18 protein-coding genes are annotated in these 16,177 nt (G+C 73.0%); 6 read left to right on the top strand and 12 right to left on the bottom strand.

The genetic code is table 11. The features are described from left to right. Positions 1-134: 134 nt before the first annotated feature. Together sucB and lpdA are read right to left on the bottom strand one after the other, a co-directional pair. Complete coding sequence (sucB, locus tag HL189_RS07935; RefSeq protein WP_369133152.1) at positions 135-2,021, bottom strand: 2-oxoglutarate dehydrogenase, E2 component, dihydrolipoamide succinyltransferase; 1,887 nt, start codon at positions 2,019-2,021, stop codon at positions 135-137. 75 nt (positions 2,022-2,096) lie between these two features. After that, a complete protein-coding gene (gene lpdA, locus HL189_RS07940) occupies positions 2,097-3,476 on the bottom strand; it encodes a dihydrolipoyl dehydrogenase (protein ID WP_369133153.1) in 1,380 nt (459 codons plus the stop codon). Between the two features lie 158 nt (positions 3,477-3,634). Here lpdA and HL189_RS07945 point away from each other — a divergent pair, with 158 nt between their 5' ends. Then, complete coding sequence (locus tag HL189_RS07945; protein ID WP_369133154.1) at positions 3,635-3,970, top strand: oxidoreductase; 336 nt, start codon at positions 3,635-3,637, stop codon at positions 3,968-3,970. 10 nt (positions 3,971-3,980) lie between these two features. Here the strand turns inward: HL189_RS07945 and HL189_RS07950 are convergent, their stop codons facing one another. Then, positions 3,981-5,495 (bottom strand): leucyl aminopeptidase, encoded by a 1,515-nt coding sequence (locus tag HL189_RS07950; protein WP_369133155.1) that lies wholly within the window; start codon positions 5,493-5,495, stop codon positions 3,981-3,983. A 91-nt stretch (positions 5,496-5,586) separates the two neighbouring features. On the opposite strand from HL189_RS07950, the gene gcvT reads away from it, so the two are divergent. Then, positions 5,587-6,699: a glycine cleavage system aminomethyltransferase GcvT gene (gcvT, locus tag HL189_RS07955; protein ID WP_369133156.1), complete on the top strand. Its 1,113-nt coding sequence runs from the start codon at positions 5,587-5,589 to the stop codon at positions 6,697-6,699. Between the two features lie 4 nt (positions 6,700-6,703). On the opposite strand, the gene HL189_RS07960 is transcribed toward gcvT, so the two are convergent. The 4 genes from HL189_RS07960 to HL189_RS07975 are packed head-to-tail and all read right to left on the bottom strand — an operon-like array spanning position 6,704 to position 8,716. Continuing rightward, positions 6,704-7,885, bottom strand: a complete 1,182-nt coding sequence (locus HL189_RS07960) for a YihY/virulence factor BrkB family protein (RefSeq protein WP_369133157.1) — start codon at positions 7,883-7,885, stop codon at positions 6,704-6,706. Positions 7,886-7,914: 29 nt separating this feature from the next. Beyond that, complete coding sequence (locus tag HL189_RS07965) at positions 7,915-8,190, bottom strand: DUF4235 domain-containing protein (protein WP_369133158.1); 276 nt, start codon at positions 8,188-8,190, stop codon at positions 7,915-7,917. Further along, positions 8,187-8,474 carry a DUF3618 domain-containing protein gene (locus HL189_RS07970; RefSeq protein WP_369133159.1) on the bottom strand — a complete coding sequence of 96 codons (288 nt, stop codon included), beginning with the start codon at positions 8,472-8,474 and terminating at the stop codon, positions 8,187-8,189. The genes HL189_RS07965 and HL189_RS07970 overlap by 4 nt, the downstream gene beginning before the upstream one ends. Next, positions 8,471-8,716 (bottom strand): hypothetical protein, encoded by a 246-nt coding sequence (locus HL189_RS07975; RefSeq protein ID WP_369133160.1) that lies wholly within the window; start codon positions 8,714-8,716, stop codon positions 8,471-8,473. The genes HL189_RS07970 and HL189_RS07975 overlap by 4 nt, the downstream gene beginning before the upstream one ends. A 111-nt stretch (positions 8,717-8,827) precedes the next feature. Between HL189_RS07975 and HL189_RS07980 the strand changes: the two genes are divergently transcribed. Continuing rightward, complete coding sequence (locus HL189_RS07980; RefSeq protein ID WP_369133161.1) at positions 8,828-9,040, top strand: hypothetical protein; 213 nt, start codon at positions 8,828-8,830, stop codon at positions 9,038-9,040. A gap of 64 nt (positions 9,041-9,104) precedes the next feature. Here the strand turns inward: HL189_RS07980 and HL189_RS07985 are convergent, their stop codons facing one another. Both HL189_RS07985 and HL189_RS07990 read right to left on the bottom strand, forming a co-directional pair. Beyond that, positions 9,105-10,088, bottom strand: a complete 984-nt coding sequence (locus HL189_RS07985; protein ID WP_369133162.1) for an aldo/keto reductase family protein — start codon at positions 10,086-10,088, stop codon at positions 9,105-9,107. A gap of 66 nt (positions 10,089-10,154) precedes the next feature. Beyond that, positions 10,155-10,763, bottom strand: a complete 609-nt coding sequence (locus HL189_RS07990) for a DUF3043 domain-containing protein (protein ID WP_369133163.1) — start codon at positions 10,761-10,763, stop codon at positions 10,155-10,157. 214 nt (positions 10,764-10,977) lie between these two features. Here HL189_RS07990 and HL189_RS07995 point away from each other — a divergent pair, with 214 nt between their 5' ends. Further along, positions 10,978-11,334 (top strand): iron-sulfur cluster assembly accessory protein, encoded by a 357-nt coding sequence (locus tag HL189_RS07995; RefSeq protein ID WP_222263941.1) that lies wholly within the window; start codon positions 10,978-10,980, stop codon positions 11,332-11,334. Between the two features lie 337 nt (positions 11,335-11,671). Here HL189_RS07995 and asnB read toward each other — a convergent pair whose 3' ends face one another. Genes asnB through HL189_RS08010 form a run of 3 tightly spaced genes read right to left on the bottom strand, consistent with a single transcriptional unit; the run spans position 11,672 to position 14,350 of the window. Next, positions 11,672-13,606: an asparagine synthase (glutamine-hydrolyzing) gene (asnB, locus tag HL189_RS08000; RefSeq protein ID WP_369133164.1), complete on the bottom strand. Its 1,935-nt coding sequence runs from the start codon at positions 13,604-13,606 to the stop codon at positions 11,672-11,674. Positions 13,607-13,650: 44 nt separating this feature from the next. Then, positions 13,651-13,995, bottom strand: a complete 345-nt coding sequence (locus HL189_RS08005; protein WP_369133165.1) for a DUF3817 domain-containing protein — start codon at positions 13,993-13,995, stop codon at positions 13,651-13,653. After that, positions 13,985-14,350 (bottom strand): metalloprotease, encoded by a 366-nt coding sequence (locus tag HL189_RS08010; RefSeq protein ID WP_369133166.1) that lies wholly within the window; start codon positions 14,348-14,350, stop codon positions 13,985-13,987. The genes HL189_RS08005 and HL189_RS08010 overlap by 11 nt, the downstream gene beginning before the upstream one ends. Positions 14,351-14,657: 307 nt before the next feature. Between HL189_RS08010 and coxB the strand changes: the two genes are divergently transcribed. Further along, positions 14,658-15,539: a cytochrome c oxidase subunit II gene (gene coxB / locus HL189_RS08015; RefSeq protein ID WP_369133167.1), complete on the top strand. Its 882-nt coding sequence runs from the start codon at positions 14,658-14,660 to the stop codon at positions 15,537-15,539. 31 nt (positions 15,540-15,570) lie between these two features. Further along, the gene (locus HL189_RS08020) at positions 15,571-15,972 is read left to right on the top strand and encodes a cytochrome c oxidase subunit 4 (protein ID WP_369133168.1); all 402 of its coding nucleotides are present in this window, start codon (positions 15,571-15,573) and stop codon (positions 15,970-15,972) included. Positions 15,973-16,177: the final 205 nt, after the last annotated feature.

Here is a 16,177-nt window from a genome sequence, read left to right on the forward strand (position 1 = left end):
GAATGCTCCTGGCCGGGGGTCGGGGACGGTGCGGAGACGACGAGGGGCCCCGGCCGAAGCCGGGGCCCCTCGGGGAGACCCGGTTCAGAGCCTCGTCCGGAGCGTGCGAGGGACGAGGGGAACGGGGTCCTCGTTCAGGACAGGCCGAGCTCGCCGTGGAACTGACCGGCTTCCAGCCGCTCCTTGACCGTGCCGAGGAAGCGCGCCGCGTCGGCGCCGTCGACGATGCGGTGGTCGTAGGTCAGCGCCAGGTAGACCATCGACCGGACCGCGATGACCTCGCCGAGGTCCGGGTCGTTGACCACGACCGGACGCTTGACCACCGAGCCCACGCCCAGGATGGCGACCTGGGGCTGGTTGATGATCGGGGTGTCGAACAGCGCGCCCCGGCTCCCGGTGTTGGTGAGGGTGAACGTGCCACCGCCCAGTTCGTCGGGGGTGACCTTGTTCGAGCGGGTCCGCTCCGCGAGGTCGGCGATCTTCCGGGCGATCCCGGCGATGCTGAGGTCACCGGCACCCTGGATAACCGGGACGAGCAGGCCGCGCTCGGTGTCCACGGCGACGCCGAGGTTCTCGCTGTCGTGGTAGGTGACGGTGCCCGCCTGCAGGTCGATCGAGGAGTTCACGGCCGGGTGGGCCTTGAGCGCCTCGACGGCGGCCTTCGCGAAGAACGGCAGGAACGACAGCTTGACGCCCTCGCGGGCGGCGAAGTCGTTCTTCACCTGGTCGCGCAGCTTGGCGATCCGGGTGATGTCGGCCTCGACCACGGTGGTCAGCTGCGCACTGACCGCCAGCGACTCGACCATCCGCTTCGCGATGACCGTCCGCAGCCGGGACAGCTTCTCGGTGCGCCCACGGAGCTTGGTGTCCGGGGTCGCCGCCGGCGAGGGGGTGCGCCCGGCGGCCGGTGCCGCGGTCGGTGCGGCGGCCGCAGGGGCCTGCTGGGCGGCCTGCTCGGCCGCGGCCAGGACGTCCTGCTTGCGGATCCGGCCGCCGACACCGGTGCCCTGCACGGAGCCGAGGTCGACACCGTGCTCGGCGGCGAGCCGCCGCACCAGCGGGGTGACGTAGGCGCCCTGGCCCTCCGGCGCCGGGGCAGCCGGCTGCGAGGGCGGCGCCACGGCCTGCGCGGGCGCGGGCCGTGACGTCGGCGACTGGGTGGGCATCGCGCCGCTGGACCCGTAGTCGGCACCCGGGGCCGCCGAGGAGGTCTCGGCGCGGGTCGGGGTCGGCTGCGGCGAGGGCGCCGACTCCGCCTTCGGGGCGGGCTCCGCCTCGGGAGCGGGCTCCGCCTCGGGGGTGGGCTCGGCCTGGGCCGGCTGCTCGGCCGCCGGAGCGCCCGCCCCGCCGCCGATCACCGCGAGCTGCGCGCCGACCTCGACGGTCTCGTCCTCACCCACGAGGATCTTGCTGAGCACACCGGCGGCGGGGGACGGGATCTCGGTGTCCACCTTGTCGGTGGACACCTCCAGGAGCGGCTCGTCGACCTCGACCTGGTCCCCCTCCTGCTTGAGCCAGCGGGTGACCGTGCCCTCGGTGACGCTCTCACCCAGGGCGGGCATGGTCACCGGGGTGCCCTCGCCGCCACCGGCGGAGCCGCCGTCCCCGCCGGACTGCGCCGGGGCCGGCTCCTCGGCGGCCGGCTGCTCGGCGGCCGGCTGCTCGGCGGCCGGCTGCTCGGCGGCCGGCTGCTCGGCGGCCGGCTGCTCGGCGGCCGGCTGCTCGGCGGCCGGCTGCTCGGCGGCCGGCTGCTCGGCGGCCGGAGCGGCGCCGTCGCCGGAGGCGTCCCCACCGATCACCGCGAGCTCCGCGCCGACCTCGACGGTCTCGTCCTCACCCACGAGGATCTTGCTGAGCACACCGGCGGCGGGGGACGGGATCTCGGTGTCCACCTTGTCGGTGGACACCTCCAGGAGCGGCTCGTCGACCTCGACCTGGTCCCCCTCCTGCTTGAGCCAGCGGGTGACCGTGCCCTCGGTGACGCTCTCGCCCAGGGCGGGCATGGTGACGGACGTCGGCATCGAAGGCAGGTCTCCTCAGGTCGTGGTGGGCGGTGCGGAGGGTCGGGTCGTGCGGGTGGAGCGGTGGTACGGCGGTCAGCTGTGCGCGTGCAGCGGCTTCCCGGCCAGCGCCAGGTGCGCCTCGCCCAAGGCCTCGCTCTGGGTGGGGTGCGGGTGGATCAGCTGGGCGACCTCGTCGGGCATGGCCTCCCAGTTGTAGATGAGCTGGGCCTCGGCGATGAGCTCGCCGACGCGGCTGCCGACCATGTGGACGCCGACGACCGGGCCGTCCTTCTGGCGGATGAGCTTGACCGCGCCCTGCGTCTTGAGGATCTGGCTGCGGCCGTTACCGCCGAGGTCGTAGTTCAGCACCTCGACGTCCCCGTAGCGCTCCTTGGCCTGCGCCTCGGTGAGGCCGACGGAGGCGACCTCCGGGTCGGAGTAGGTGATCCGCGGGACGCCGGCGTAGTCGATCGGCACGACCGGGAGCCCGGCCAGGCGCTCGGCGACGAGGATGCCCTCACCGAACCCGACGTGGGCCAGCTGCAGGGTCGGCACCAGGTCGCCGACGGCGGAGATGGTCGGCACGCTGGTCTGGCAGTACTCGTCGACGAGGACGAAGCCGCGTTCCATGGCGACGCCGGCCTCCTCGTAGCCCAGGCCCTGGCTGACCGGGCCCCGGCCGACCGCGACGAGCAGCAGCTCGGCCTCGTACTCCTTGCCGTTCTCCAGCGTCACCTTGACGCCGTCGGCGATGGGCTCCGCCTTCGCGAACCGGGTGCCCACGGAGAAGTCGATCTTCCGGCGGCGGAATGCGCGCTCCAGCAGCTTGGAGGACGACTCGTCCTCCAGCGGCACCAGGTGGGGCAGGGCCTCGACGATGGTGACGTCGACGCCGAAGGACTTCCACGCGCTGGCGAACTCGCAGCCGATGACTCCGCCGCCGAGGACGATCGCCGAGGTCGGGACGCGGTCCAGGTTGAGCGCGTGCTCGCTGGTGATGATCTTCGTGCCGTCGATCTCCAGGCCCGGCAGCGAGCGCGAGTAGGAGCCGGTGGCCAGCAGGACGTGGCGGCCCTCGTAGGTCTGCTCACCCACCTGGACGGCGGTGGGGGAGACCAGCCGCCCCTCGCCCTCGACATAGGTGATCTTGCGGCTCTTGATCAGCCCCTGCAGTCCCTTGTAGAGCCGGCCGACGACGCCGTCCTTGTACGCGTTGACGCCGTCCATGTCGATGCCGGCCAGGGAGGTCTTCACGCCGAACTGCTCGCCCTCGCGGGCGCTGTCGGCCACCTCGCCGCTGTGCAGGAGGGCCTTGGTGGGGATGCAGCCGCGGTGCAGGCAGGTGCCGCCGACCTTGTCCTTCTCGATCAGGACCACCTGCATGCCGAGCTCGGCGGCGCGCAGCGCGGCGGCGTAGCCACCGGAGCCGCCACCGAGGATGACCAGGTCAGCGGGGGTGGACGGTGCGCTCACGTGTGCTCCTCAGTGCTGTGTGGCCCGGCTTTCCACCGGACTCGGCGGTCGTGCGCCTGCTCATCCTGCCACTCCGGGGAACGGCGCGTCCTGGTGCTCCGTTGCAGTCGGTCAGAGCGTGGCGGACGGGCCCGCGGCGCCGGGACCTGGAGCGGGGCATGGGGCTGTTCGACCGCCTGCGCGGAGGCCGTCCGCCGGCCGACCGACGGGGCACGCTGGACCGCGCCTCCGGCCGCGGGGACCTGGCGCACCTGGAGCAGTTCGTGGCGACCCGGCGCGGTGTGGAGGGCTACGTCGAGCCGCGCACCGCCGTCACCGAGACGACGATCCTGCTGGTCGCCGCGGACGGGGAGTGGACCCGGCGGCGGATCGACGGCCCCGACGTCGCCCGGCGGCTGTCCCGGGAACTGGCGATCCCCGTCTACGACGCCCAGGTGACCGGCTATCCCCAGCGCATGCGCGACTGGAACGCCCGCCAGCAGCAGCCCCGGTAGGCCCTCCTGCTCACCGCGCGGCGATGAGGTCCTCGATGGTCGCCAGCAGCGTCCGCACCGGCACACCGGTGCCGCCCTTCGGGGTGTGGCCCCACGGCGAGCCGGTGTTGTACGCCGGACCGGCGACGTCGAGGTGCGCCCACGGCAGGCCGGACGGGACGAACTCGGCGAGGAAGTGCCCGGCGACGAGCATGCCGCCCATCCGGTCGGCGTTGGCGTTGACCATGTCGGCGAGGGGCGAGTCCAGCCCGCGCCGCAGCTCCGGCGGCAGCGGCATCGCCCACATCGGCTCCCCGCACCGACGAGCGGCCGCGACGACGGCGTCGCGCAGGTCGTCGCTGCCCATGACCCCGGCCGTGCGCGTGCCCAGGGCGACCAGCTGGGCGCCGGTCAGGGTGGAGGTCTCCAGCAGGTAGTCGGGGGAGTCCTCGGCCGCGCGGCAGATCGCGTCGGCGAGCACGATCCGGCCCTCCGCGTCGGTGTTGGTGATCAGGACCTTCTTGCCGTTGCGGAAGGTCACCACGTCCGCCGGGCGGTAGGCGCTGCCACCGGGCAGGTTCTCGGCGATCGGGACGGTCGCGGTGACCTCGACCGGCAGGCCCAGCTCGGCCACGAGGCAGACCGTGCCGATCACGGCCGCGGCACCGGCCATGTCGCTGGTCATGTCCTCCATCTTCGGCGCGGGCTTGATCGACAGGCCGCCGCTGTCGAAGGTGATGCCCTTGCCGACCAGCGCGATCTTCGCCTTGGCCTTCTTGCCGCGGTAGGTCATCCGCAGCAGGCGGGGTCCCCGCGCCGAGCCGCCACCGACGGCCAGGATGCCGCCGTAGCGGCCCTCCGCCAGCGCCTTCTCGTCGAGGACCTCGACCGACAGCCCCGCCTTCCTGCCCGCCGCGGCACCCCGCGCGGCGAGCTCGGCCGGGTACAGGTCGTTGGGCGGGGTGTTCACCAGGTCCCGGACCAGGGCGACCGCGTGCGCGACGGCGCGCACCCGTTCCAGCTGCCCCTTCACCTCCGCGACGGCCGGGACGACCAGCTCGAACGACGACGGCGGGGCGAGCCGGTCGGCCGGCAGCTCGGACTTGTAGCCGGTGAACTCGTAGGCGCCGAGCAGGGAGCCCTCGCCGACGGCGTGCAGCCGCTCGGCGTCCGGCGGCCCGCCGACGGCCGCTAGCAGCGTGACGACCGTGCCCCGGCCGGCGAGCGCGCGGCTGGCGGCGCCGGCTGCCCGCCGCACCACGTCGGGGGAGTAGCAGCCGTCCGACTGCGGCGCGCCGAGCCCGACGGCGACGACCACCGGGAACGGGCCCTGGCCGAACGTGGGCAGCTTGGTGATCTCCTCCTCGGCGCCCTTGGCGCCCAGATCGGCGAGTGCGGCGAGCAGCCGCCCGCCGAGGAGCCGGTCGACCGCATCGGCGCCGGGGGTGGAGAGGAGTCCCGAGGGCCCCTTGCCGACACCGACCACGACGGCGTCGGCGGAGAGCTTCTCGATCGGGCGGTCGGTGGCGGAGATCGTCGGCGGCACGGCGTCGATCCTAGTGAGCGGGCTCCGCTGCCCCCCGCGCCCCGCGAGCTCGCCGCGGGACCCGCAGCGGGGCCGCGCTAGCGTCACTTCCGTGAGTCCCCAGACCTCGCCCCTGCGCGAGCGCCACGCTGCCGCCGGCGCCAAGTTCGCGGACTTCGGTGGCTGGTCCATGCCGATCGAGTACGCCCACGGCGGCGTCCTCGCCGAGCACGCCGCGGTGCGGGAGGCCGTGGGGCTGTTCGACGTCTCCCACCTGGGCACCGCCACGGTCCGCGGCCCCGGGGCGGCCGCCTTCGTCGACTCCTGCCTCAGCAACGACCTGTCCCGCATCGAGCCCGGGCAGGCGCAGTACACGCTGTGCTGCGTGCCCGACGGGGAGCCGCGGGCCGGGGGCGTCGTCGACGACCTGATCGTCTACCTGCACGGCCCCGACGACGTCCTGCTGGTGCCCAACGCCGCCAACGCCGCCGACGTGCTGGCCCGGCTGTCCGCGGCCGCACCGGACGGGGTCACCGTCACCGATCGGCACACCGAGGTCGCCGTGCTCGCGTTGCAGGGTCCGCGCTCTCCGGAGGTGCTCACCGCGGCCGGGCTGCCCGGCGGGGACCTGGCCTACATGTCGTTCGCCGGTGGGGACGGCGACGAGGTCACCGTCTGCCGCACCGGCTACACCGGCGAGCACGGCTACGAGCTGCTCGTCGGCGCAGCCCGGGCCGGTGAGCTGTGGGACGCGGTGCTCGCGGCCGGGGAGCCGCACGGCATCCGGCCCTGCGGGCTCGGCGCCCGGGACACGCTGCGCACCGAGATGGGCTACCCGCTGCACGGGCACGAGCTGTCGCTGGACATCACCCCGAACCAGGCGCGCTCGGGCTGGGCCGTCGGGTGGAAGAAGGCGGCGTTCTGGGGCCGGGAGGCGTTGCTCGCCGAGAAGCAGGCCGGCCCGGCCCGGCAGCTCTGGGGGTTGCAGGCCCCCGGCCGCGGCATCCCGCGGCCTGGCATGGACGTCCTCGGCGCGGACGGGCAGCGGATCGGCGAGGTCACCAGCGGCACGTTCTCCCCGACGCTGCGCACCGGGATCGCCCTCGCGCTGGTCGACGCCGCGGCGGGGGTGGCCGAGGGCGACGAGGTGGCCGTCGACGTCCGCGGCCGGCCGCAGCCGGTCGTCGTCCGCCGTCCGCCGTTCGTCGAGTCGCACGTGCGCTGAGGCCTCAGGCGCCCTTCCCGGCCTGCTTGGACTCCTTGGTGGGCGTCGGCGGGTCCGGCAGCTCGTCGGCCATCGTGGCGTCGCGCTGGCCCATGGGCTGGGGCTCGCCCTCGGTCGTGTCGTGCGCCGTCTGGTGCTCGGCCTCGGAGTTGATCTCCGCGCCGAGGAGCACCAGGTAGCAGGTGAGGTAGAGCCACAGCATCAGCACGATCACGCCGGCGATCGCCCCGTAGGTCTTGTCGTAGGACCCGAAGTTGTCGACGTAGATGCTGAACAGCAGGCTCACGAGCGCCCAGATCACGGTGACGACGACCGAACCGAGGCTCACCCAGGAGAAGCGGGGGGAGTTGCGGTCGGGGGCCACCCGGTACAGCACCGCCAGCGAGCCCGCGACGACCCCCAGCAGCAGCACCCAGCGGATGACCTGCGCGAGGACGGTGCCGAAGACCCCGAGCGGCAGCGCCTCGAGAACCGCGGGCACGACGGCGACCAGCGCGAAGGTGATCAGCACGAAGACGATGGCGCCCAGCGTCAACCCGAGCGCGAGGGCCTTGCGCTTGACGAAGCCGCGGGTCTCCACCTCGTCGTAGGCGATGTTCACCGCGGTGATCAGGTTCCCGGTCCCGCCCGAGGCGCTCCACAGCGCGGCCAGGATCGAGACGATCAGGCTGAAGGTGAGCGCGCCGCCGCTGTTGTCCACGATCGAGGTGAGCTGGGCGGCGAGCAGGCTCTGCGCCTCCTCGGGCAGCTGGCCGGACAGCGACTCGATCTGCCGGCTCACGGTCTCCGGGGAGGCGACCAGCCCGTAGATCGAGATGGTCGCGATGAGCGCCGGGAAGACCGCGAGGAAGGCGAAGAACGCGACGCCGGCACCGATGATCGGCATGTTGTCGGCGCTGTTCTCGGCCCAGGCGCGCTTGACGATCTGCACCCAGCCCCGCGCCGGGATCTCGGTCGGCTTCTCGGCGTGCACGCCGGGCAGCTCGGCCTCGCCGGGCACGTGCGGGGCCGGCCGGGCGGCCTCCCGGCGCTCGGTGGCGACCACGTCCGCCGACGAGGACCCGGTCGCCGGGCGGTCAGCGGACCGCTCGGCGGCGACCCGCGCCGCGGCACGCCGCTCGGCCTTCTCCTGCACCCGCTGGCGGATGCGGTCGACTGAGCCTTCGGGACGACCGGTGTTGACCATCGGGCTGCTCCTCGTCGGGGGTCGGGCGGTCAGTCGCCGGGCCAGCTGCCGGTCAGCTTGGTGAAGCCGCGGGCGCCGGCCCGGTCGATCGCGGCCTTCGTCGCGGCGAAGATCGCGCCCTGGATCGCCGCGGCGAGCACCACCTCGCGCATCCGGTACTCGCTCTGCAGCGCGCTGGGGGCGTCGTCCTCGTTCGCCACGCGCTTCCAGACCTGCTTGAACACCGCGCCGGACACCATGCCGGCGAGCACGCCACCGAGCAGGCCGATCGGCCGGTAGGCGAGCTTTGCGCCCGTGCTGCTCATCGCTTCCTCCTCCAGGTCACCACGCCCACGACGAGCGCGACGAGGACCGCGACGGCCCCGAGCACGACCGGCGGGCTCTCGCGGTAGGTCTCCACGGCCGTGTCCCGGGCGCGGTAGACGCCCTCCCGGGCCCGGCTGGGCACGTCCAGCCGGTTGCTGAGCTCGTCGAGGGTGCGGCTGAGCTGCTCGCGGGTGCGGTCGATGTCGGCGCGGATGGCGTCGGGGTCGGTCGGCCCGCCGACGTCCGGGGTGCCGGTGGGGCGGTGGCCGTCGGGTGCGGTCATCGCTGCACCCGCTCCTTCAGCGTCGTCACGTCGGTCCCGAGGCTCCCGATCGTCTCGCCCGGCAGCCGGGGAGCGGCCTGCTGGACGTCCTCCTCGCCGAGCAGGCCGAGGACGGCGACCGGGCCGGCCCCGCCGAAGAGCCCCGCGCCGACGCCGAGCAACTGGGCGGTGGACGCGTTCGCGGGGTGGGGCTGCGGGGTCTCCGCTCGGGTCGAACCGGTGCCCGGGCTGGGCAGGGCCATGGGTCCTCCGCGGTCGGGGGAGCTGGACGCCACCCTCCATGCCCCGATCGCCTTACTCCGTAAACCAAGATCACCAACCGCGACGGCGGGGACCTGACTAGCCTCGCCGCCATGCGCTGGACCTGGCAGCTGGAAGACCCGACGGGTGCGCCCGTGGACCCTGCGAGCCTCGACCTGGAGGTCTCCGACTGGGACAGCCAGGGGGACGCCGAGTCCTGGCTGGGGGAGAACTGGCGGGACCTGCTGGAGCGCGGGATCGCCACCGTGACCCTGTTCGAGGGCGGGACGAAGGTGTACGGCCCGATGGGGCTGGCCGCGACATAGGACCGGGGCGGACGACGAGTCGTCCGCCCCGGTGGCCCCGTCCAGAGGAGGACGGGGTCCTTTCTCAGCCGCGGGAGGTCTTGGCGGGGTCGCGCTCGACCACGTCGCCGAGCGCCTCGTCGATGCGGGTCAGCACCTCGGCCGGCAGCTGGACGCCGGCGGCCTCCACGTTGTCGTGCACCTGCTCGGGCCGGCTGGCGCCGATGATCGCTGCGGCGACGTTCTGGTTCTGCAGCACCCAGGCGACGGCGAGCTGGGCCATCGACAGCCCGACCTCGTCGGCGATCGGGCGCAGCTGCTGCACGCGCGTGAGGATGTCGTCGGTCAGGAAGGACTGCATCGACCCGCCCACGCCGGCGTGCGCCCCGCGGCTGCCCTCCGGCGGCTGCTGGCCCGGCTGGTACTTGCCGGTCAGCACGCCCTGGGCCAGCGGCGACCAGACGATCTGGGACAGGCCCTCCTTCTCGCTGGTGGGCACGACCTCGGCCTCGATGACCCGCCACAGCATCGAGTACTGCGGCTGGTTGCTGATGAGCTGGACCTTCAGCTCGCGGGCCAGCTCGGCCGCGGCCGCGATCTCCTCGGCCCGCCACTCGGAGACCCCGAGGTAGAGCACCTTGCCCTGGCGGACGAGGTCCGCGAAGGCGGTCATCGTCTCCTCCAGCGGCACCGAGGAGTCGTAACGGTGCGCCTGGTAGAGGTCGACGTAGTCGGTCTGCAGCCGCTTCAACGAGGCGTGGCAGCTCTCGATGATGTGCTTGCGGGACAGGCCGCGGTCGTTGGCGCCGGGGCCGGTCGGCCAGTAGACCTTGGTGAAGACCTCCAGGCCCTCGCGGCGCTGGCCGGCCAGCGCCCGGCCGAGCACGGACTCGGCCTTCGTCTGGGCGTAGACGTCGGCGGTGTCGAACGTGGTGATCCCGGCGTCGAGGGCCGCGTGCACGCAGGCGTGCGCGGCGTCCTCCTCGACCTGGCTGCCGTGGGTTAGCCAGTTGCCGTAGGCGATCTCGGAGATGGTCAGGCCGGAGCGGCCGAGGCGTCTGAATTCCACGGACGCCGACCGTACCGACCTGCGCGCAAACCGCTCGTCGAGACGGGAGGCGGGCAGTTCTTCCGGCTAGACCTCGGCGTTCGGCGCGACGGCGGGCTTCGGGAAGCGCCAGCGGCGGATCATCGTCGACCGGCTGATGCCGTACCAGACCAGCGACCGCATCTTCTGGTCGGAGTCCGGGAAGCGCGCGGTGACGACCTTCTTGATCCGGCGGCCCAGCAGGAACGAGTCGGTGACGATCGCGAGGAAGAACACCAGCCAGACCATCGTGGCGTAGTTCTTGAACGCCGGGCTGGGGACGACCAGGCTGATCATGATCAGCCCCGCCACGAACAGGAAGACGCTGCCGACGTTGCGCCGGGTGTCGACGATGTCGCGCACCAGCCGCCGCACCGGCCCCCGGTCCCGGGCCGGCAGCGCGCTGTCGTCGCCGCGGCCCAGGGCGGCCCGCTGGCTGCCCCGGGTGCTCGCCTGCTGCTCCCGCATCCGCCGGTAGGCCTCCTTGCGGGTGGTCGGCGGCGGCGGGACCGGCCCGCTGCGCCGTCCCTGGGCCTCGTTGCGCTTGGGGGTGGGGCGGCCCTTGCCGGCCGCGACCGCCTGCTGCGCCGCGGTGTCGTCGGCCGCGGCCGGCGTGGTCTCGGCGGCGGGACGGCGGCCGGGGAGGCGGAACTTCACGGCTGGGGAGTCTACGTGTCCACCGCCGGCCCCCCGGTGCCGCGGACGGCGGCGTCGTGCCCCGGTGGTGGCAAGCGGTCCCCGCGGCTGCACCTGCGCCGTACAGTGGGAAGCAGCTCCGCTCCGGCGGTGTTGGACGTCGCGACAGACCGCCGGACCGACGCGGCCCCGCGGCGCCCGAGCTGGACACCTCGAGTGTGGGAGGACCACAGACATGACCGTGCAGGACACGCAGGCCCCCGGCGCCACCAACGTCGTGCTCAGCGAGCAGGCTGCCGCCAAGGTGAAGGCGCTGCTCGACCAGGAGGGCCGGGACGACCTGCGTCTGCGGATCGCGGTGCAGCCGGGCGGCTGCTCGGGTCTGCGTTACCAGCTGTTCTTCGACGAGCGCTTCCTCGACGGTGACCAGACCTACGAGTACGGCGGCGTCGAGGTCATCGTCGACCGCATGAGCGGCCCGTACCTCGGTGGCGCCGTGATCGACTTCGTCGACACGATCGAGAAGCAGGGCTTCACCATCGACAACCCCAACGCAGGCGGCTCCTGCGCCTGCGGCGACTCCTTCCACTGAGTAAGGACCCTCCTGCCCCCCGCCACTCGCAAGCTCGCGGCGGGACCACGCAGGAGGGCCGTACCACGAGGCCCGGTTCCCCTTGGGGAGCCGGGCCTCGTTCAGTTCTGCGGTTCCGTCGGGATCGGGATGCCGCTCCCGCCGGGTCCGGGCGTCAGCGTCTCGGGCAACCCGGAGGTCGGTGGCGTGACCGTGCCGGACGGCGTGATCGGCGGGGGAGTGGAGACCTCCGACGGGGTGGCGGGTCCAGGCTGGTCGCCGTCCCCGCCGGAACACCCACCGAGGACGGCGACGGCCAGCAGCCCGGCCGTCAGCGCACCCGCCGCCCGCCGGCCGGTCACAACCGGACCGGGTAGACGGGCTCGGGGATCTCCGGGGTGATCCGCTGCTCGACGAAGATGCCGTGCCACACCATGAAGACCAGCACCTCCCAGACCTGCCGGGCGACCCGCTTGCTCGGGGTGTCCTCCTGGCGCAGCCGCTCGAGCAGGCCCAGCACGTGCTCCCGGTCCAACCACTCGTCGGCCTGGCTGGCGGTGACGATGTCCCGGGCCCAGCCGTGCAGCGGCCCGGCCAGGAAGTCCGCCGTCGGCACCGGGAAGCCCAGCTTGCGGCGGTCCATGATCCGCGGCGGGACGATCTGCCGCATCGCCTGCCGCAGCGCGTACTTCGTCGCGTCCCCGCGCGCGGGCACCCGCATCTCCAGCGGCAGCGTGCTGGCCAGCGCGAACACCTCCGGGTCCAGGAACGGCACCCGGAGCTCGAGGGAGTTCGCCATGGTGATCTTGTCGGCCTTGACCAGGATGTCGCCGCGCAGCCAGGTGAACAGGTCGACGTACTGCATCGCGGTCACGTCGTCGTAGCCGGCCTCCCGGGTGCGCCGGTAGAGGTCCTCGGTGACCTGCACGTGGGACAGGTCCGGGTCGTGGCCGGGCAGCAGCTGCGCCAGCTCGTCGTCCCGCATGTTCCGCGCGTTGCCGTAGTAGCGCTGCTCCAGCGGGATGGAGGCGCGGCGCAGCAGGTCCTGGCCGCGCACGCCCTCGGGGACGAGCCGGGACAGCGCGCCGAGCGCCCGGCGACCGGCCGGGGGCAGCTTCGACGCCCAGGCCAGGCTGAGCGGCTCCCGGTAGATCGTGTAGCCGCCGAACAGCTCGTCGGCGCCCTCGCCGGAGAGCACGACCTTGACGTGCTTGCGCGCCTCACGGGCCACGAAGTACAGCGGCACCAGCGCCGGGTCGGCGACCGGGTCGTCGAGGTACCAGACGACCGTCGGGATCACCTCGGCGAACTCCTCGGCCGTGATCTCGACCGGGACGTGCCGGACGCCGAGGATCGCGGCCGACTCCGCGGCGATCTCCACCTCCGAGGTGGCCTCCCGCTGGAAGCCCACGGTGAAGGTCACCAGATCGCGGTTGTACTTGTGCGCGAGGGCCGCGATCGCCGTGGAGTCGATGCCGCTGGACAGGAACGAGCCGACCGTCACGTCCGCGCGCATGTGCTTGGCCACGGAGTCGTCGAGGACGGCGGCGATCCGGTCGTACAGCGCCTGCTCCGTCCCCGGGGCCACCGGGACCGGGCGGAACGACGGGTGGAACCACCGCTTCGTGTGCAGCTCCCCGTCCGCGACGGTGAAGCTGGTGCCGCTCTCGATCCGCCGGATCCCGCGGTGCAGGGTCGCCGGCTCCGGGACGTACTGCAGGGTCAGGTAGTGCTGCAGGGAGGCCGGGTCCACCCCCCCAGCCGCCGCGCTGCCGCCGAGCAGCTCGAGCAGCGCCTTCTTCTCCGAGCTGAACACCAGCCCGCCGTCCGCGAGGCGCGCGGTGAACAGCGGCTTGATGCCGAAGCCGTCCCGGGCGCCGAACGCCGTCCCGGTCTCGGTGTCCCAGATGACGAAGGCGAACATGCCGCGCAACCGGGGGACGATCGCCTCGCCCCAGAGGTCGTACCCGGCGACGATCGCCTCGGTGTCACCCTCGGTCGCGAACTCGGCCCCGGCGGCACGCAGCTCCTCGCGGAGCTCCAGGTAGTTGTAGATCTCGCCGTTGAAGACGATCCGGTAGCGGCCGTCGGCGTACGGCATCGGCTGCGGGCTGCCCTCGATGTCGATGAAGGCCAGCCGGTTGAAGCCGAGGACCGCGCGGCGGTCCGCCCAGATCTCCCGGTCGTCCGGGCCGCGGTGACGCAGGCAGCGCAGCGCGTGCTGCACGCCCGCGATGGTCTGCTCACCGACCCGGTCGGCGTCGGTGGACAGGTAGGCGAGCAGGCCGCACATGCGGGGTGGTCTCCAGGAGCCGGGGAACGGGGGAAGGGGGCGGTCTACAGGGGCCGACCGGCGCGGACGCGGGAGGTCACCCGGCGCTCCGCCCAGAAGGACAGGAAGGGGACGACGCCGGCCAGCAGCACCAGGACCGTGCCCTTCGCCGTCCAGCGCGCCTTCAGCGCCAGGTCGAAGGCGGCCACCAGGTAGACGATGTAGAGGAACCCGTGGACCGGTGAGACCACCTTGGAGACCTCGGGGATCCCGGCGGCGTAGCGCAGCGGCACGGCCACCAGGACCAGGATCAGAAGCATGACGCCGACGACGTAGGACATCACCCGGTAGCGGGTCAGGGTGCCGGCGACCCGGGGCGGCACGGTGGCCGCGGACGGCTCAGCGACCACCGTTCACCCGCTGTCCCAGCGCCTTGGCGTTCAGCTCGGCCAGGTAGGCGTTGTACGCGGCCAGCTCGGGGTCGCCGGTGGTGTCGATCCGCGGCCGCTGGTAGAGCACGACCGACGTCCCCGGCTCGTCGTCGGCGGGGTCCCGGCGCAGCTCGTCGCGGCACATGCGCAGGTAGAAGCCCGCGCCCATGAGGCCGTACAGCGGCCACTGCAGGGCGTAGCTCCAGTTCACCGGGCCGCCGCCGGCCTCGGCCTTGGTGAGCTGCCAGTGGCCGAGGAAGAACGTCATCACGAACAGCGCCAGGACCAGCAGGTGCATCAGCACCCACCGCCAGGTCAGCAGGCGTTGGTACACGCCTGCGACTCTAACCGCCGCCGGACCCGGGAAGGCGCCGCCGGAGGTGATGCCGGTGACCCGACGCGGCCGGGCCCGGACCCTGCGGCAACGGATCGCCGCTGCCGAACCCGCAGATGGGAGCCGTCGTCGGGCGGTCGCGCGGGCCGACCCGCCGGGCCGTCGCGCCCACCCCCGGACCGGGAGGCGGGGTCGGATACTCTCCGGGAGACTGTGGTGGGGATCGACGGCGCCTGCCGAGGAGCCGTGGGACCCGCCGGTGAGACCGCCTGGCGCCGCCGGGCGGAGGAAGAGGAGGCAGCGGGCAGTGGCTCGACGCAGCAAGCAGGCGAAGGTCGCCGGGCTCGGTCTCCTGGGGGCGCTGACGCTCAGCGGGTGCTCTCTGAACGACGTCGCGGGCAGTTGGCTCAGCTGGGGCTGGCCCGAGGGCATCACCGACGAGGCCCACGCGATGCACGAGCTGTGGATCGGCTCGACGATCGCGGCCCTGGTCATCGGCATCGCCGTGTGGGCGCTCATGGCCTACGCCGCGATCCGGTACCGGAAGCGGGGTGACGAGCTGCCTCGGCAGACGGCGTACAACCTGCCGCTCGAGGTCGTCTACACGATCATCCCGTTCATCATCATCGCGGTGCTCTTCTTCTTCACCGTGAACACCCAGAACCGGGTGATGGAGCGCAGCGAGGACCCGGACGTCACCGTCTCGGTCAACGCGTTCAAGTGGAACTGGCAGTTCGTCTACCCGGACACCACTGACGCCGGTGGCGAGCCGATCTCCACCGTCGGCACCTCCGACGAGGTCCCGATCCTGGTGCTGCCGACCAACGAGACGGTCCGCTTCGAGCTGGTGTCCGCCGACGTCATCCACTCCTTCTGGGTGCCGGACTTCCTCTTCAAGCTCGACGTCATCCCGGGCAACGAGAACGGCCGCGACAACGTCTTCGAGGTGACCGTCCGCGAGGAGGGCTCGTACGTCGGCCGCTGCGCCGAGCTGTGCGGCACCTACCACGCGTACATGAACTTCGAGGTGCGGTCGGTGACCTCCGACGAGTACGACGACTACATCACCGCCCGCGAGTCGGGCCTGTCGACCTACGAGGCGCTGGAGAGCATCGGCCAGCCCGGCCAGGCCACCACCACCGTGCCCCTGCCCCTGGGTGGCCAGCAGGCCGCCTCGGCGCAGGACTGACCCGACCCACGCGGCACCAGGAGGAGCGACCGTGAAGGTCGAAGCAGCAATCTTCAACTTGATCACGGTGTTCTGCCTCGTCGCGGCCATCGTGTACGGCGTGTGGTCCCGCGAGCCCATCGGCACCACGGCGCTGGTCCTGTCCGGTGGCCTGTGCGCGCTCATCGGCGGGTTCTTCTGGTTCGTCAGCCGGCGCATCGACGCGCGGCCGGAGGACCGCAAGGACGCCGAGATCGCCGACGGCGCGGGTGAGCTGGGCTTCTTCAGCCCGGCGAGCTACTGGCCCTTCGGGCTGGCCCTCTCGGCGGCGCTGATGGGCCTGGCGCTGGCGTTCTGGTACCCGTGGCTGGTGCTGATCGCCGCGGTCGCCCTCCTGCTGACCATCGGCGGCCTGCTGTTCGAGTACTACGTCGGGCAGAACGCGCACAGCTGACCGGTCTCGCCCGAGCACGGGCCCCCTCCCCGCCGGGAGGGGGCCCGTCGTCGTCTCCGAGCCGGCGTGTGCCGCGGCCGGGGGACCGGAGCATCTTCCTCCCTGCGCTCCTCGGGGCTCGGCCACCAGGAGCTGTGGCCGTCGCACGTGGGCCTGCACGCCGTGCGACGTCGAGCGGGAGACCGGCCCGATCGGGGAGGCAGAC

Origin of the sequence: Modestobacter sp. I12A-02662, assembly GCF_041028325.1 — a bacterium.
In the GTDB taxonomy this organism is placed as follows: domain Bacteria; phylum Actinomycetota; class Actinomycetes; order Mycobacteriales; family Geodermatophilaceae; genus Modestobacter.

Excerpts from the sequence above, each read along its gene's own strand:
- sucB (WP_369133152.1), bottom strand. The coding sequence starts at position 2,021 with ATGCCGACGTCCGTCACCATGCCCGCCCTGGGCGAGAGCGTCACCGAG.
- HL189_RS07945 (WP_369133154.1), top strand. The coding sequence starts at position 3,635 with ATGGGGCTGTTCGACCGCCTGCGCGGAGGCCGTCCGCCGGCCGACCGA.
- HL189_RS07960 (WP_369133157.1), bottom strand. The coding sequence starts at position 7,885 with ATGGTCAACACCGGTCGTCCCGAAGGCTCAGTCGACCGCATCCGCCAG.
- HL189_RS07965 (WP_369133158.1), bottom strand. The coding sequence starts at position 8,190 with ATGAGCAGCACGGGCGCAAAGCTCGCCTACCGGCCGATCGGCCTGCTC.
- HL189_RS07970 (WP_369133159.1), bottom strand. The coding sequence starts at position 8,474 with ATGACCGCACCCGACGGCCACCGCCCCACCGGCACCCCGGACGTCGGC.
- HL189_RS07975 (WP_369133160.1), bottom strand. The coding sequence starts at position 8,716 with ATGGCCCTGCCCAGCCCGGGCACCGGTTCGACCCGAGCGGAGACCCCG.
- HL189_RS07980 (WP_369133161.1), top strand. The coding sequence starts at position 8,828 with ATGCGCTGGACCTGGCAGCTGGAAGACCCGACGGGTGCGCCCGTGGAC.
- HL189_RS07995 (WP_222263941.1), top strand. The coding sequence starts at position 10,978 with ATGACCGTGCAGGACACGCAGGCCCCCGGCGCCACCAACGTCGTGCTC.
- asnB (WP_369133164.1), bottom strand. The coding sequence starts at position 13,606 with ATGTGCGGCCTGCTCGCCTACCTGTCCACCGACGCCGACCGGGTCGGT.